The sequence below is a fragment of the Myxococcus faecalis genome (assembly GCF_050039385.1).
Taxonomy (GTDB): domain Bacteria; phylum Myxococcota; class Myxococcia; order Myxococcales; family Myxococcaceae; genus Myxococcus; species Myxococcus fulvus.
Genome location: NZ_CP144336.1, coordinates 1,692,043 through 1,707,946, shown reverse-complemented (window position 1 = coordinate 1,707,946; position 15,904 = coordinate 1,692,043). Strand labels below are relative to the sequence as shown.

Annotated in this window: 8 protein-coding genes; 7 read left to right on the top strand and 1 reads right to left on the bottom strand. The window is 70.4% G+C overall.

Features of this window, described 5'->3' with window-relative positions; all coding sequences use genetic code 11:
- Window positions 1–150 precede the first annotated feature (150 nt).
- The 4 genes from VZQ01_RS06395 to VZQ01_RS06380 all read left to right on the top strand — a co-directional run bounded on the left by VZQ01_RS06395 (window position 151) and on the right by VZQ01_RS06380 (window position 4,547).
- The gene (locus VZQ01_RS06395; RefSeq protein ID WP_223748850.1) at window positions 151–1,686 is read left to right on the top strand and encodes a hypothetical protein; all 1,536 of its coding nucleotides are present in this window, start codon (window positions 151–153) and stop codon (window positions 1,684–1,686) included.
- 201 nt (window positions 1,687–1,887) lie between these two features.
- The gene (locus tag VZQ01_RS06390; RefSeq protein ID WP_426747181.1) at window positions 1,888–2,427 is read left to right on the top strand and encodes a TetR/AcrR family transcriptional regulator; all 540 of its coding nucleotides are present in this window, start codon (window positions 1,888–1,890) and stop codon (window positions 2,425–2,427) included.
- A gap of 9 nt (window positions 2,428–2,436) precedes the next feature.
- Window positions 2,437–3,663 carry an MFS transporter gene (locus tag VZQ01_RS06385; protein WP_426747180.1) on the top strand — a complete coding sequence of 409 codons (1,227 nt, stop codon included), beginning with the start codon at window positions 2,437–2,439 and terminating at the stop codon, window positions 3,661–3,663.
- A gap of 89 nt (window positions 3,664–3,752) precedes the next feature.
- On the top strand, window positions 3,753–4,547 hold the full coding sequence (locus tag VZQ01_RS06380) for a hypothetical protein (RefSeq protein ID WP_426747179.1): 795 nt from the start codon (window positions 3,753–3,755) through the stop codon (window positions 4,545–4,547).
- 203 nt (window positions 4,548–4,750) lie between these two features.
- On the opposite strand, the gene VZQ01_RS06375 is transcribed toward VZQ01_RS06380, so the two are convergent.
- The gene (locus VZQ01_RS06375) at window positions 4,751–6,115 is read right to left on the bottom strand and encodes a M57 family metalloprotease (protein WP_426747178.1); all 1,365 of its coding nucleotides are present in this window, start codon (window positions 6,113–6,115) and stop codon (window positions 4,751–4,753) included.
- 170 nt (window positions 6,116–6,285) lie between these two features.
- On the opposite strand from VZQ01_RS06375, the gene VZQ01_RS06370 reads away from it, so the two are divergent.
- The 3 genes from VZQ01_RS06370 (at window position 6,286) to VZQ01_RS06360 (ending at window position 15,885) form a co-directional block, all read left to right on the top strand.
- Window positions 6,286–7,461 (top strand): hypothetical protein, encoded by a 1,176-nt coding sequence (locus VZQ01_RS06370; protein WP_223748854.1) that lies wholly within the window; start codon window positions 6,286–6,288, stop codon window positions 7,459–7,461.
- Window positions 7,462–7,859: 398 nt separating this feature from the next.
- On the top strand, window positions 7,860–12,026 hold the full coding sequence (locus tag VZQ01_RS06365; RefSeq protein WP_426747177.1) for a beta-ketoacyl synthase N-terminal-like domain-containing protein: 4,167 nt from the start codon (window positions 7,860–7,862) through the stop codon (window positions 12,024–12,026).
- 10 nt (window positions 12,027–12,036) lie between these two features.
- A complete protein-coding gene (locus VZQ01_RS06360; protein ID WP_426747176.1) occupies window positions 12,037–15,885 on the top strand; it encodes a KR domain-containing protein in 3,849 nt (1,282 codons plus the stop codon).
- The last annotated feature ends 19 nt before the right edge of the window (window positions 15,886–15,904 follow it).

Here is a 15,904-nt window from a genome sequence, read left to right as displayed (position 1 = left end):
CGGAACTCCACAATCACCCTCATTGAGCACGTGTCCTGGCGCCCCCCGGCCCGGGCCGCGGCAGGGAGCGGTATGCGCAAGCTGTCCATGGTGGGCGTCATGTTGTGCGGAGCATGGGTCTCAGGCTGCGATGGCGGGCTCCAGGAGCCCATGTCCCAGCCTCCTTTGGGGGGCGCTGGTGGCACCGCGGCCTCCGTCTCTTCCAACCGCCAGGCGGTGGTCTCCCCCGCGCTCGAGGCGGCGCTCGCCTGTGTCGAGGGGTACGTCGCGGCGGGGACGTGTGATTGGGCGCACTGGAGCGAGATGTGGGAGACGTGCAGGACGTACGAGCACGCGGAGCTCGAGGACGGCCTGTTCCTGGAGGAGGTCCAGTCGGACGCCTGTACGGCGGACAACTGGGCCGCGCTGCGCGCGAAACTGCTCGCCCCGCGTCTGGCGCCCGTGGTCCTGCGCGACGACTGTCACGGCGACTCGACCATCCTCCAGGAGTCCTCGGCCAACGGTTGTTACGCGCTCCCCGCCGGGGCGGGGGCCTCGTACGTCGACGTGGCCATCGGCAAGGCGGTGACGCTGCATGCCGGGGCGGACTGCTCCGGGGACTCGGTCACCGTCGAGACCAGCGCCAACCTCTGTGAGACCTCGTTCGCGAGCGGCGCGAGCGCGAACGACGGCGTGCGCTCGTACCGGGTCCAGGACGTGGAGGCGCCCGCCTCGCCCTACCGGTACACCTGCTCCGCGTCGGAGCCGGCGTGCGTCGAGAACCACAACAAGCGGCTGGGCGCCATCAACAAGAAGCACACCGTCAAGGTCGTCCGTGTGACCTACGCGGGGCGGAGCACCCCCTCGCTGTCCGACATCCGCAACAACGTCCGCGACCTCTACTCGTTCTTCGGCGTCGCCTCGGGCGGGCAGGTGGGGCTGGAAATCACCGCGTCGCAGACGGTGGAGGTGACGAGCGCGAACTGCTCGAAGGCGAAGAACCAGGCGGTCCAGAAGGCCCGCTCGAACGCGTTCCTGACCGTGTACTCGATGCCCAGCGGCATGTGCTCCGTCTCGAACGCGGGCTCCAACCGCGTCTTCCTCAAGGGGGGCCTGTTCCGTGACTATGCCCACGAGGTCGGCCACGTGCTGGGGCTGGCGCACGGCAACACCCGCAACCCGACGACGGGTGAGGTCGACCACTACGGTGACTCGAGCACGTACATGGGCAGCAACGGCTCGGACAACTACAACCTCCCGCAGCTGCACTGGCTGGGGTGGACGAAGAAGGAGGACCTGGTCCAGGTGAACTCCGTCGTCGACAACGGGGGCACCGTCGACATCACGCTCCGGCCGGTGGGGCGCAACGCCGAGAGCAGCAACCCCCACCCGCTGGGGGCCGTCTGGGACATCCCCGGCACGGACCAGCGGTTGTTCATCGCCGTGCCGAAGCCGCGCCTCAATGGTTCGAATCAAATCGAGGGCGGCACGGTGTTCGTCTATCGCGCACCCAAGTGCGTGGGCTGCACGGGCATGGCCATGGGGACCATGGTGATGGCGCGGTTCGGCGCCGAGTCCGTCAACGAGCACGAGGTGCAAGGCCTGTTCATCCGGCCGGTGCCTCCCAATGATGACTACGTCGTCATCCGCGAGGACGGCAAGAACATCAAGGTGTTCAACTCCGTCACGCTGCGCATCCGCAGGTAGCCGAGGGGGCGCGGCCGGGACGGAGGCGTCTGGTTCGTCCCTCCGTCCTGGCCGTTCTCGGGAACAAAGTCGTTCCGGTCCGTGTCGATATGTACGAACGTACACATGCGGGAGCTGTCCCGTGTGGGGTGCTCGTTCGAACCTTCGATTCACGCTCCGGGGCGCCCACGTCGAGGCCCTGCCGCGTCAGGAGTCTCCGTGGTGAAGCGCCGCAATGACCCGGACCGACGCGACCGCATCATCGATGCGGCGCTCAGTGTCATCGCCGAGGGGGGCGTGGCGGGGACGTCGCATCGGCGTGTCGCCGAGCGGGCGGACGTGCCCCTGGGGTCGATGACCTACCACTTCACCAGCATGGATGAGCTGCTTCGCGAGGCTTTCACCCGCTTCGCCGAGCGGGTCAGCGAGCGCTTCGCGGCGCGGCTGTCGGCGGTGGAAGACCGCGAGCAGCTGGCGGCGGCCATCGTCGAGCTGGTGCACGAGGACCTGGTGGCGGGGCCGGATGACCTGGTGCTCACGCTCGAGCTCTACACCCTGGCGGCGCGAAAGCCCGCCTTCAGGCAGATCACCCACGACTGGATGCGCCGCAGCCGCGCGGTGCTCGAGCGCCACGTCGACTCGCGGACGGCCCACAAGCTCGATGCGCTGATCGAAGGGCTGTTCATCCACGTCAGCCTCGACGCCACACCGCATGGCCGCGATGTCACTCGCGACGCCGTGCTCCGATTCCTCTCCCCCTAGAGCCGCCTCATGAACTCCTCCCTCCCTCCGTCGGTGCCTCGGGCGCACCGCGCGGCCCGCGCCGCCGTGGCGGTGCTGTTCCTCACCAACGGCGCCATCCTGGCCAACCTGCTGCCGCGCTATCCGCAAATCAAAGCGGACCTGGGGCTCACCAATGCGCAGTACGGGCTCGCCATCGCGTCCTTCCCCTTCGGGGCGTTGATGGCGGGGCTCGCCGCGGCAGCCATCATCCGTCGCTTCCGCTCGTCCCGGGTCGCTGTCGCCGGCACGGTGCTCACGGGGCTGGGCCTGCTGCTCGCGGGCCTCGCGCCCTCGTGGGCCGCGCTCGCCGTGACGTTGTTCCTGGCGGGCAGCATGGACGCCATCACCGACGTGGCGCAGAACGCGCATGGCCTCCGGGTGCAGCGCCTCTATGGCCGCTCCATCCTCAATTCGTTCCACGCGCTGTGGAGCGTGGGCGCGGTGGTGGGCGGGCTCATGGGCGGGCTGGCGGCGGGGCTCGCTGTTCCACGGAGCCTCCACCTGGGGCTCTCCGCGCTGCTCTTCTCCGGCGTCTCGCTGACGGCCTTGCGCTTCCTGCTGCCGGGGCCGGAGCCCACCGAGGCCTCCGGGGCCGCCGCGCACGCGGAGGGGGCTTCCGTGAAGCGGGGAGCGGGGCGACTGCGGCTCGTGCTCTCGATGGCGGCGCTGGTCCTGATTGCCAGCAGTGGCGTGCTCGTGGAGGACGCGGGGATGACGTGGGCGGCGGTCTATCTCTCGGGCACGCTCGGGGCGAGCGTGGCGGTGGCCTCGTTCGGCTACGTGGCGCTCGTGGGGGCGCAGTTCATCGGGCGGCTGTTCGGGGACCGGCTCGTCGACCGGTTCGGACAGCGGGCCGTGGCGCGGACGGGCGGCGCGCTCGCGGCGCTGGGGATGGGGGGCGCGCTGTTGTTCCCCTCGGTGCCCGCCACCATCGTGGGCTTCGCGTTCGCGGGCTTCGGTGTGGCCACGCTGGTGCCCGCGGCGATGCACGGCGCGGACGAGCTGCCCGGGTTGCGGCCCGGCACGGGCTTGACGGTGGTGAGCTGGTTGATGCGATTGGGGTTCCTGCTGTCGCCCCCCGTGGTGGGGCTCATCGCCGACGCGGTGGGGCTGCGCCTGGGGTTGCTCGTGGTGCCGCTCGCCGGAGGGCTCGTGATGGCGCTGGCGGGTGTGCTGTCGGCCAGGCGCGTGACAGCGCCGCGGGGCGGAGGCTGAGCCGCGGGCCCGCATGAGGGAGCGGCCCACTCGGTGGAACGCAAGGCAGGACCCGGGGTGTCTGAAGGCGACGCCCCTGGAGGCCTCGTGTGCTGACCTTCGTGATGCTGACCCTGCTGGCCGCGCCTCCCGTGGAGGTCGAGGTCTTCGTCCCGCTGTGTGACAACGCGTTGATCGAGTGTGGCCGGGCTGCCGCCGGGGCTCCGCGCGCGCTGGAGACGAACCTCTACTGGGGCGCGATGTACGGCGCGGAGCGGTACCTGTCCCGGGCTCCTGGCTTCAAGGTGATGAGCCGCGAGCCGGGGCCCGAGGGGAGCGTGGTGCTGCGTGAGCTCATCCTCGAGCGGACCCCCGCGAAGGGGGAGCGACCCGTGCGGCTGAAGCTGCTGGCCTACGCAGGCGACGCCATCGACACGGCGTTGGAGGACTTCCTGCGCGCGGCGGCGGGCGCCAGTCGCGCCGACCTGCTGGTGTGGGCCGGGCATGACCGGCTCATGGACCGCGAGCCTCCCCAGGTGAAGGTGCCACCGGGCGCCACGCCCCGGCCCGTGGTCGTCCTGGCCTGCATGAGCGAGCAGTACTTCGGTCCGGTGTTGAAGGCGCTGGGCTCGACCCCCATCGCGCTCACGCGGACGTTGATGGCGCCCGAGGCCTATCTGCTGGAGGCGCTGGCCAGCACCGTGGCGCGGCATGGGCCCACGGAGCCCACCGCCCTGCGCACGGCGCTCGTGGAGGCGTATGCGCGGTATCAGCGCATCTCGCCGCGTTCCGCGGGCTCTGTCTTCTCGAAGCCGCCCCCGACGAAGGCCGCGAGGTCTCCCTGTCCCAAGGGCGCCACGTTGAACGCTTCGTGTGCGGGAAGGACGGTCACGCCGGTGGAGTGACTCGCTGGCGCCGTGCACGCGGTCATCCAGGAGTCTCGACTCCCGATGGACCGAGGGGCGCTTCAGCGAGCCACCTCCGGCTCGCTCCTCACCGGGCGCGCTCGACTCCGGCGGGCGGGCGGAGAACTCCCAACCGGGCAGGGCCCGGAGGCGCTCATCATCGAGCCACCCCCGGGCCACGGCGCATCGGGCCGCTGTGACGACTACGGACTGGTGGAGAAGCTCCCCGCCCAGGCCCCGTAGGACAACGTGGTGATGCCGTTGCGGGTGCTGGCCGTGTAGCTGCTCTGCCCGGGTCGGATGGTGACCGTCATCGTGCCGCCGCTGGAGGCAATCGCCCCCGCGTGCACGCCGGCCGCGCAGGCGTTCGAGTCATCCGTGTAGATGTCCGTGCCCCACACCGTCCCGCTGCTCGTGGCGGGGCAGCTGCAGCGGATCTGCGTCCCGTTCTGCCCGCGGTAGGACGTGAAGTCGTAGGTGGAGCAGGCCTGCACCGGCGTCGTGTTCGTGAACGTGAAGCTCCCCGGCCAGGCGCCGTAGGAGAGCGTGGTGATGCCATTGCGGGTGCTGGCCGCGTAGCTGCCCTGGCCCGGCTGGATGACGACCGTCACCGTGCCGCCGCTGGAGGCAATCGCCCCCGCGTGCACCGCGGCCGCGCAGGCATTCGAGTCGTCCGTGTAGATGTCCGTGCCCCACACCGTCCCGCTGCTGGTGGCGGGGCAGCTGCAGCGGATCTGCGTCCCGTTCTGCCCGCGGTAGGACGTGAAGCTGTAGGTGGAGCAGGCCGCGACGCCGCCAGTGCCGTAGAGGGCGTCCAGCGCGGTGATGTCGGAGCTGGTCCACTCGCCCGTCTCCGTCGAGCGGAAGCAGGAGTTCATGACGGAGCCGCCCACGGTGGCCGTGGTCGGCGTGCCCGGGATGTGGATGGCGCCCACGCCCGCGTCGCCCTCGTCACCGCCTGCGCCGCAGCTGATGCTGCGGTTGTAGTAGTCCGTGTGGCGGAAGCCGATGGCATGCCCCAGCTCGTGCGTGATGACGTGCTCGTTCACGTCCGCGCTGTAGGCCTGCAGGCCGGTGCCGATGTTGATGATTCCATAGGGCAGGCCCCCCGAGGGGAAGCCCGCCGAGCCGCCCGTGCCCGTCGTCGTCTGCGCGGTGATGTTCGCCGTGCAGCCGGTGGTCGGTCCACGCGCGAAGGTGAGGCGCAGCCCCCGCTCGTTGTAGTTGGCGATGGCCAGGTCCAGGCCCTGGCTCAGCATGCTGTAGGTGTTGAAATCGGGCGTGGGGTTGACGCAGATCTTCGTCACGCCCGTGCCCACCTGGTTCGTCGTGCGGTACTGCTCCGAGCTCTCGTCCAGGGACTGGAGCATCTCCCGGGAGGCCTCCAGCGTGACGTGCGCGTCACGACCGACGTACACCTTGCCGTCGGCGATGAGGAGGTCGTCGACGCGGAAGCCGGCCTCCACCAGGTTGGAGACGATCTCCTCGTTCTCCATCTCCGGGTCGACACCGCAGCCGACCCACAACGCACCACAGCTGACAGCGAGGACTGCTGCCTTCTTGAACATGGGGCCCTCTCATCTCTGACCGCGGGGAGCGCGCCGCCGGCCTGGAGTCCCATGCCACCGGGCGACGCTCCGGGAGCATCTCTCCGGCATAAACAGTAAATAGCTGTAAAAATTGATTAAGTTGAATATTGGATTCTCGGGGAGGTGCGAGGGATTGCTAGAGTCGAGACATGCGTCCGAGCGTGCGGTGGTCCCGGGGAAGCGTGTCGCGAGTGCTGGTCTGGTTCGTCAGTCTCCTCGTCGTGCTCATCGTCGTGGCCCTGGTCGCGTTCGACCTGTTCATGCGCTCGCGATACGAGCCCACGCTGGACGCGCAGCGGCAGGACGTCGTCGCGCACCTGGACCTGTTCTGCCGGGAGCAGGAGAAGCTCGCCGCCGACCCGTGGTTCCGCGAGCCACGCCCTGACGGGGACGCGGGCCCCGTGCTCAACGCCTGGGTGCACTGGGAGAGCCCGGGCCCCGCGATGCCCGCGGACTCACCGCTCCAGCTTCCCGCGCACCTCAAGGAGAAGAAGACGCTGGAGGAGTGGTTCGCCGCGGACCCGGACCTGTCCTCGCTGCGCTTCGAGTGGATGCGCGAGCTCCAGCGCTTCGACCGGTGGGACCTCGCGCGCAACCTCCCGTTCCGGCATGAGGAGCCGTACAACATGATGACGGCCCCGGTGCCCCACTTCATCGCGCTGTTGGAGTGGTCCAAGCTCCGGCTCCTCCACGGCGTGAAGACAGGGCAGCCCCTGGAGGCCGCCCGGGACGTGCGCCACCTGGCGTGGCTGTCGTATCGGACGGACACCCTCATCGGCGCGATGATTGGCAACGCCCTGCTGGGGCAGGAGCGCCAGGCGCACGCGTTGATGAAGCAGCCTCCCGCCGAGTGGACCCCGATGAGCCAGGCGCAGGGCGACCGCATGCGCGCCGTGTTCTGGGCGAGCACGTCGTTCTCCAGCATCGTCGCGCCCGTGGACGTGGCCCGCAGGGCCCGAAGCTGCGGCTCGGCCATCACCCGCTGCACGGGACTGGTCGAGGCCAGCAACTCGGCGAGATACCTCCAGCCCATCGCCGAGCCGTCGTATCGCGCGGCCTACGCGGAGCTCCAGCAGGAGCTGGCCACGCCCTGTCCCACCTCCATGCTGACGATGCTCTGGGAGCGCGGCGTCACCATCGACGACCGCCAGTCCACCGGCGGCGCCATGCCCGAGCAGCCGACGTGGATGCGCGGCCTGCCCCGGCGGCATGCCAGCAAGTACATCGCCGGAACCCTGCTGGCCATCGGCGGGCCGAACATCGACCTGCTCAAGAAGCTGCCCCAGGCGCCCGCCGCGCCGGGCTCCGCCGAAACCCAGCCCTGAGCCGCGTGGGGCTCCAAGGTGGGGCGGACACAATCCATGACGTCCCCGCGCGGTGACCTCGCGGTGTCTGGCTTCTCCGAGGAGGGGCCGATGCCAGGGGTGGGGCCGCACGCGCGGGTTGGGTCGACCTGGATGGTGTCTGATGTGTCATTGATGTCACCTCGAGTGCTCGCCGAGCCGTGACATTCTCAGGGAAGTTGAAACGCGTGTGTCTCTCCGCGCTACAAATTCCACCCTCGTGAAAGGCCATTTGTCCGAGGGGAGGAAATGAACGGAGGGATTGATCTGCCTGAACAATCTCGTCTACCTTGTAATCGAGGGGAGGGCCCGTGCGCTTGCGACAAGGCATTGGCCCGGCGCTCGCCGAGCGCATCCATTGGGGACGTCAGAGGGTATTCATGGAGGAGCGCCTTTTTCGGCCGATTGCCATTGTCGGCATCGGTGCCGTATTCCCAAAGGCATCCAATCCCCAGGCGTTCTGGGAGCGGGTGCTGACGGGGCCCACGGCCATTCGGGAGCTGACCGGGCGTGAGCTGCGGTTGGACGGGTACTACGCGGCGGACCGCACGGCCGCGGACCGCACCTATTGCAGGCACGCCGCGCCGTTGGACGAGCTGACGCTCGACTATCGGAAGTACCGCATCCCTCCGAAGGTCGCGCAGGACATGCACCGCACGCAGCTCGCGTTCCTGGAGGCGACGGCGCAGGCGCTCGAGGATGCGCGGGGCGTGATGGACACGGTGGCGCCCGAGCGCGTCGGCTTCACCCTGGGCTCCCTGGGCGGAGGGCTTCGTCCGGACACGCGCGTGCGCACCCGCTTGCTGGACATGCGGGAGTGTCTCTCCCGGGCCCTCGCCGAGGCGGCGCTCCCGGCGTCCCTGGCCTCCGAGCTGCTCGAGGCCACGTCCCAGCAGGTCGAGCGCGAGCTGGCGGGCATCACCGAGGACGAGGCCATCGCCTCCTTCAGCAGCGTCTGGGTGGGGCGGGCCGCCAAGCTCTTCAACCTCCGGGGGCCTCACGCGACGGTCGACGCGGGCTACGCCTCCGCGCTGGCCGCCATCCAGACGGCGTGCGACCAGCTCAACGCGGGCGACTGCGACGTCGCGCTCGCGGCGGGCTGCAGCCAACTGCTCACCCCGCATGACCTCATCGCGTTCAGCAAGCTGGGAGGGCTGTCCGACTCCACGCTGGCTCCGTTCGACCGCCGCGCCAACGGGACGCTCCTGGGGGAGGGCGTGGGGGTCTTCGCGCTCCGGCGCCTGGATGACGCGCTCGCGCGCGGCGAGAAGGTCTACGCGGTGCTGCGCGGCCTCGGCGCGGCCTCGGATGGCAAGGGCAAGTCGCTCATGGCGCCCAACTCGCGGGGCCAGGTGCTCGCGATGCGCCGGGCCTACGCGCAGGCCGGCTATGCGCCCCAGGACGTCCAATACGTGGAGTGCCACGCCACGGGCACCAACCTGGGCGACCTCACGGAGTTCCAGAGCCTCCAGGAGGTATTCGGCGCAAGCGCCCCGCGGGGCGCCATCCGACTGGGCGGCGTGAAGGAGCTGACGGGCCACCTGCAGGCGGCCTCGGGCGCGGCGGGGCTCATGAAGACGGCCCTGGCGCTGCACCACAAGTTCCTGCCGCCGCAGCACTCGTTCCGGGAGGCCGCGGAGGGCATCGACCTTTCGCGCTCCGCCTTCCACATCTCCAACCAGGGGCGGCCGTGGCCGGAGGTCCAGGAGGGGCCGCGTCGTGCCTCGGTCAGCGCGTTCAGCTTCGGCGGCATCAACTACCACCTGACCCTGGAGGAGTTCTCGCCCGCGTACCACCAGGCGCTGGCGCGCACGCTCCGGGCGCCGCAGGTGGCCGAGCCCATCGCCATCGTCGGCCTGGGCGGCGTCTTCCCGCAGGCGGAGAACCCCGCAGCGTTCTGGGAGAACCTGCTCCAGAAGCGCTGCGCCATCGGTGAGATTCCGGACGAGCGCGCGCCCATCGACCGCTACCTGGACCCCACGCGGCAGAGCAAGGTGCGGCCCTACACCAACCTCGCCGGCTACATCGTCGACGGCGCCTGGCCCCAGGCGCGCATCCGCGTGCCGCCCAAGATGTCCTCGCAGATCGACCGGGGACACAGCTGGACGATGAAGGCCGCGCTCCAGGCGCTCGAGGACGCCGGGGCGACGCGGCAGCAGGTCGACCCGTCGCGCGTGGGCGTGGTGATGGGCTACCTGCCGCCGCTCGAGCGGGAGTTCCAGACCCAGGCCCGCGTGTACTACGCCGAGTTCGACGCGCGCCTGGCCGAGCAGCTGGAGCGCCACGGGGTCGACGCGGCCACGGCCACGAAGCTCCGCGCGTCCGCCGAGGCGCGCTACAAGAGCGAGCTGCCGCCCATCACCGAGGACACGCTGCTCGGGTACCTGGGCAGCCTGGCCGTGGGACGCGTCGCGCACCACCTGGACTTCCAGGGGCCGATGCTCATGGTGGAGTCCGCATGTGCCTCCAGCCTCGCGGCGCTCGACATCGCGATGAACCAGCTGCGCACCCGGCAGTGCGACCTGGTGCTGGTGGGGGGGATGTACGCGTCGCTCGGCGTGGATGCGCTGAGCCAGTGCTGCTCCTTCGGCGGTCTGTCGCAGAAGGGCTCGTTCCCGTTCGACGCCAGGGCGGACGGCTACATCACGAGCGAGGGCGCGGCGCTCATCGCCGTGAAGCGCCTGTCGGACGCGGAAGGAGCGGGGGACCGCATCTACGCCGTGGTGCGCTCGGTGGCCGGGGCCACGGACCCGAAGAACGCCTCCATCTGGGCGCCTTCCTCGGAAGGACAGGTCCAGGCGGTCCGCAGGGCGGTGGAGAAGGCGGGCATCCGCGCCACCGATGTCCAGTACGTGGAGGGCCACGGCACGGGGACGCCCGTCGGTGACCCCATCGAGGTCCAGACGTATCAGGCCGTCTACGGCCGGGCCGCCTCCGAGGGGAAGCTGTTGCTGGGCTCGGTGAAGTCGAACGTCGGCCACCTGAACTCGGGCGCCGGCGCCGTGGCGCTGACGAAGGTCGCCCTGGCGCTGCACCACCAGCAGGTGCCGCCGAACATCGGCTTCGAGACGCCCAACCCGCGCATCCCCTGGTCGCAGGTGTCCTTCGAGGTGCCCACGGAGGTCCAGCCCTGGGTGATGGATGGGCCGGGGCTTCGTCGCGCGGGCGTGACGTCCTTCGGCCTGGGTGGGACGAGCTTCCACGCCGTGCTGGAGGAGTACTCGCCCAAGCCCGAGCGCGCCCCGGTGGAGGTGACGAGCGCGGAGCCGTCACGGCCTCCCTTCCTCGCGCTCTCCGGCGCGAGCCGCGAGGACCTGGGGCGGCAGGTGGAGCGGCTGCTCCAGGCGCTGGTGCGCGAGCCGGGGTGGGACCCGCGGGGTGGACCCAGGGCGGATGCGGCCCTGCCGTGCCGACTGGCGATGACGCTGCCTCGGGGGCAGGAGGCTCGCAAGGCGCTGGAGCGCGCCCGGACGTTGCTGGCGGGCACGGGCTCGCCGAGCCTTCCGGAGCAGGGCCTCTTCTTCTACGACGTGCGCGACGCGCGCCAGCTCCACACGGGGAAGGTGGCGGCGGTGTTCCCGGGACAGGGGCCGCAGTACGCGAACATGCTGCGCGAGCTCGCGGTGGAGTACCCGCTGGTCGCGAGCACGCTCGCGCAGGCGGATGCCGCATTCTCGGCGATGACGGGGCAGTCGCTCTCGAGCACCTTCTGGGTGCCTCCTGGCACGGAGGAGGGCTATCGCCAGGACGACGACACCGTGCACGCCGCCGTCTTCGTGGCGAACGTGGCGCTCTACCGGCTCATCCGCGCGCAGGGCATCCGGGTGGATGTGCTGTTGGGACAGAGCGCGGGGGAGTACGCGGCGCTGGCCGCGAGCGGGGTGCTCTCCTTCGAAGAGGCGCTGCGCGCGGTGTACCGGCGCACCCGCGCGGTGACCGGGCTGCGCGTGGAGTCCCCCGGGAGGATGCTCAGCGTCAGCGGGGACTTCGACCGGCTGCGCCGGGTGTTGCCCGAGGCGGGCGGCTACGTGACGGTGGCCGCGGAGAATGCTCCGGGGCAGGGAATCGTCGCGGGCGAGGTCGAGGCCGTCGAGTTCGTCGCGCGCTGGTGCCGCGCGAACGGGTTCGAGGTCCGCGTGCTCCCCGTGTCGCACGCGTACCACTCACGCATCATCGCCGGCGCGGTGCCGCTGCTGCGCGCGGAGCTGGAGCGGCTCACCTGGAATGCTCCCCAGCTCCCGGTCCTCTCCAGCGTCCATGGGCGCTACTACGCGCCCGAGACGGACGCGCGCTTCATGGCCCGGCACCTCGCGCTGCAATACGTGCTGCCGGTCCACTTCGGTCAGCACGTGCGGCGGTTGCACGACGAGGGCACGCGGCTGTTCATCGAAGCCGGGCCCAAGTGGTCGCTGACGGCGTTCATCCAGTCCACGTTGAAGGGTCTGCCGTACCTGGCTCAGGCCAGCAATCACCCCAAGCTGGGCGAGGTCGAGCAGTTCCACCGCCTCCTCGCCTTCAGCTACGCCCACCATCTGCTCCGCGAATAGGTCTCTCGAGATGAACGTCTCCCATCAGGAAGCAGTTCAACAGCAGCTCGTGGCCGCGTTGGTGGAGAGGACCGGGTATGTGCCGGAGCTCTTCGCGCCCCATGTCGGACTCGTGGAGGACCTCGGGCTGACGCCCTCGGAGGTCCAGGACGCGGTGTCCTCCGTCGAGCGCAAGTTGCAGGTCCCGGTCGGCGCGCGCGTGGACGGCACGACGGTGGCGCTGCTCGCCAAGGGACTCTCGAAGCACCTGGACAAAGGAACGACCGTGGAGAGGGACGTGGAAGTCTCGTTGGAGCAGGTGCTGGCCTTCGTCGATGACTGCGCGGCTCGAAGCGACCGGCCCGTCCTGGAGACGGTCCTCGTGGAGACGCGAGGGGCGCTCGCCCGGCTCGATGCCGCGTCCGCGCGTCCCGCGCTCGCCATCGCCGCCGCCGAGCCCGTGAAGCAGGCGGGCGGAGTGGATGGTGAGGCGGTGATGAAGCTGCTGGTGGGGGCGTTGGTGGAGCGGACGGGATACCCGGCGGAGATGCTGGAGGCGGAGCTGGACCTCGAGGCGGACCTGGGCATCGACACGGTGAAGCAGGTGGAGGCCTTCGCGATGGCGAGGGTGTACCTGAACGTGGAGAAGGACGAGAACTTCCGGCTGCGGGACCACAACACGCTGCGGAAGATGGTGGAGTACCTGACGAGCAGGGCGCCCGCCGCGGCGGCCCCCGCGCCCCAGGCTCCCGTGGCGGCTGTTGCTCCGGCTTCGAGTGCGCCGAGCGCGGACGCCATCCTGCAGCTGTTGCGCGACGCGATGGCCGCGAAGACCGGCTACAGCCTGGACATCCTCCAGCCGCAGCTGGACCTGGAGGTGGACCTGGGCATCGACACCATCACCCAGGTCGAGGTCTTCGCCCACGCGCGCATGTCCTACGGGGTGGAGCGGGATGACAAGTTCCGCGTGCGTCACTACAACACGCTGCAGAAGATGGCGGAGTACCTGGCGGGCAGGGCCGCCGCGGTCGCGGGGCCTGTGCCTGCGAAGACCACGCCTGTCGCGACGAGTGCTTCCGTCGTGGTGCCACCCGCGCCGGTGGGAGAAGCCGCGAAGGCTTCGCCTGATTCCTCGCGGTCCTCCGTGGCCTCCACCGTGACGGCATCCGCGCTGGAGGGCGGGGCCCTCAAGGCTTCGTCCGACACCTCGCGGGTGCCCGCTGCCTCCACGGGGGCGGCCTCCGCGCCGGTGGGAGAAGCCGCGAAGGCTTCGCCCGACGCCTCGCGGTCGCCCGCTGCGTCCGTCTCCGGGGCGCCGCGCGCCGCGTGGGGGGAATCCGTCGGCTCATCGCCGCCGGTGCAGGCTGCGAGGTCGTCGACCGAGGACGTGAAGCCCTCCGCCTTCGTGACCGAGGCTGCGCGAGCGCCCGTGGTCGCTGCGTCCGCTTCCGCCGTGTCCCAGCCGGTGGCGTCTCCGGCGCCGAAGGCGAGCACCGTGGATGCTGACTCGGTGATGAAGCTGCTGGTGGGTGCGTTGGTGGAGCGGACGGGATACCCGGCGGAGATGCTCGAGGCGGAGCTGGACCTCGAGGCGGACCTGGGCATCGACACGGTGAAACAGGTGGAGGCCTTCGCGATGGCGAGGGTGTACCTGAACGTGGAGAAGGACGAGAACTTCCGGCTGCGGGACCACAACACGCTGCGGAAGATGGTGGAGTACCTGACGAGCAGGGCGCCCGCCGCGGCGGCCCCCGCGCCCCAGGCTCCCGTGGCGACCGCCGCTCCCACCCCGGGCCTCACGGTGCAGGAGGTGCAGTCCTTCCTGGTCTCCGTGCTCCAGGGAAAGACGGGCTACAACATCGAGCTCATCCAGCCCGACCTCGACCTGGAGGTCGACCTGGGCGTGGACACCGTCACGCAGATTGAAGCGTTCGCCATGGCCCGCGAGAAGTTCGGCGTGGCGCGCAACGAGAAGTTCCGGGTCCGCAACTACAACACCGTGCGGAAGATGTCGGAGTACCTGGTCGCCAACGCCGTGGTGGCGCCCGCGTTAGCGGAGGCGGCTCCCGCCGCGAAGCAGGGCACGCTCGGTCTGGATGACGTCCGTCGCTTCATCGCCCGCTGCGAGGCGAGCGGGGACACCGCGTCGCTGCGGCGACTGGCCGAGCACCTCGAGGGGCGCTTGAAGTCCGCGTCGCAGTCGGTGTCGCCGCCGGCCCAGCTCGCGGGCAAGCGCTACGAGGTCCACCCCGTGGAGCTGGCCCCGCAGGTCGATGCCCCGAGCGTCGCGCACCTGAAGGGCAAGACGCTCGGCATCTCCACGGACGCGCATGGCGCCTACAAGGCCCTGGCGCAGATGCTGGAAGCCGCGGGCGCGCGGGTCGTCATCCTGTCCTCCGGCCCCGCGCCGGAGCAGGGCGTGTCCCTGGACTGGCGTCACCCCGAGAGCGCCGGCCGCGCGCTGAAGGAGCTCCAGGAGAAGCAGCCGCTGGATGGCCTCATCCTCCTGCACACCACGGCGCCCACCGCGAAGCTGGACGAGCAGGAGGCCTCGGCCTGGGCGTCCACCGTCAACACCTTCTCCCTGGGGCTGTACCAGAGCGCGCTCGCCGTCTACGACCGCATTGGCGCGCTGCCCGGGGGCGGCTGGTACCTGGTGGCCACGGCGGGCGGAGGCCTCTTCGGTCACGCCAATGCGCAGGGCCGCATCCCGCTGGCCGGCGCGGCGGGCGGCTTCGTCAAGTGCCTGCGGCGGGAGCTGCCCGGCTCGCGCTGCAAGGTCGTGGACCTGGATGGCCAGGACGCGTCGCAGTGGGCGCGGCAGGTCTGGAACGAGCTGGTCAGCGCGGACCTCGATGTCGAGGTCGGCTACACCGGCGGCCGTCGCTACGTCTTCCGTGACATCGAGACGTCCTTCCCGAAGGAGTCCGCGCCGGTGTCGCTCCGGACCGGCTCGGTGGTGGTCGTCTCGGGTGGAGGCCGCGGCGTCGTCTACCCGTGCGCGAAGCTGCTCGCGAAGTCCACCGGCGCCCGCGTCATCATCACGGGCCGCACCGTGCCGCCGAGCGGCAGCGAGGAGTGGCTGAAGGTGCCCGAGGCGGAGCTGCCCGCCTATCGGATGTCCTTCATCAAACGCTACCTCGCGGAGCACCCGGGGAAGACGCCGGTGCAGGCGCGGCGTGTCTTCGACTCCGACATCGCCAACCGGCGTGAGCTGCACCGCAACCTCGAGGACTGCCGGAGCCAGGGCATCTCGCTCGAGTACAAGGTCTGCGACATGACCGACGTGGGCGCGGTGCGGGCCCTGCTGGCCGACGTGCGCCGCGAGCACGGCCGCATCGACGGTATCGTCCACGGCGCCACCATCGAGGAGTCCAAGAGCCTGCCGATGAAGTCCTCGGACGCGTTCGTCCGGACGCTCGCGTCGAAGGCGCACCTGTGGCAGGTGCTCGCGCAGGAGACCTGGAACGACGACCTCCAGTTCTTCATCAACTTCGGCTCGGGCAGCGGTCGCTACGGCAACAAGGGGCAGACGGACTACTCGCTGGCCAACTACCTCGTCGCCAAGGCGGGGCTCGTCTACTCCACGCTGCGGCCCGGCGTGCGGAGCGTGACGGTCGACTGGCCGGTGTGGGTGGGCGCCGGAATCGTGGAGAACAACGCGGACTACCTGGAGCGCCTGCGCGCCATGGGCATCTGCGTCATCCACGTCGACGAGGGCGCGTACTGGTTCGTCGGGGAGCTGCTGTACGGCGGCTCGGCGGGCGAGGTCGTCATCGCGGACGAGCGCACCTTCGAGACGCTGAACCTGCCCCGCCACGACAAGGAGGCGCTCCGCGTCGTCGGCAAGGAGGCTGGCGGAACCCGCTATGCCATCTGATTCGTCCGCATCCCTCCCG

Coding starts and splice junctions, on each gene's coding strand:
- VZQ01_RS06395 (WP_223748850.1), top strand. CDS start 151: ATGTCCCAGCCTCCTTTGGGGGGCGCTGGTGGCACCGCGGCCTCCGTC.
- VZQ01_RS06385 (WP_426747180.1), top strand. CDS start 2,437: ATGAACTCCTCCCTCCCTCCGTCGGTGCCTCGGGCGCACCGCGCGGCC.
- VZQ01_RS06375 (WP_426747178.1), bottom strand. CDS start 6,115: ATGTTCAAGAAGGCAGCAGTCCTCGCTGTCAGCTGTGGTGCGTTGTGG.
- VZQ01_RS06370 (WP_223748854.1), top strand. CDS start 6,286: ATGCGTCCGAGCGTGCGGTGGTCCCGGGGAAGCGTGTCGCGAGTGCTG.
- VZQ01_RS06365 (WP_426747177.1), top strand. CDS start 7,860: ATGGAGGAGCGCCTTTTTCGGCCGATTGCCATTGTCGGCATCGGTGCC.
- VZQ01_RS06360 (WP_426747176.1), top strand. CDS start 12,037: ATGAACGTCTCCCATCAGGAAGCAGTTCAACAGCAGCTCGTGGCCGCG.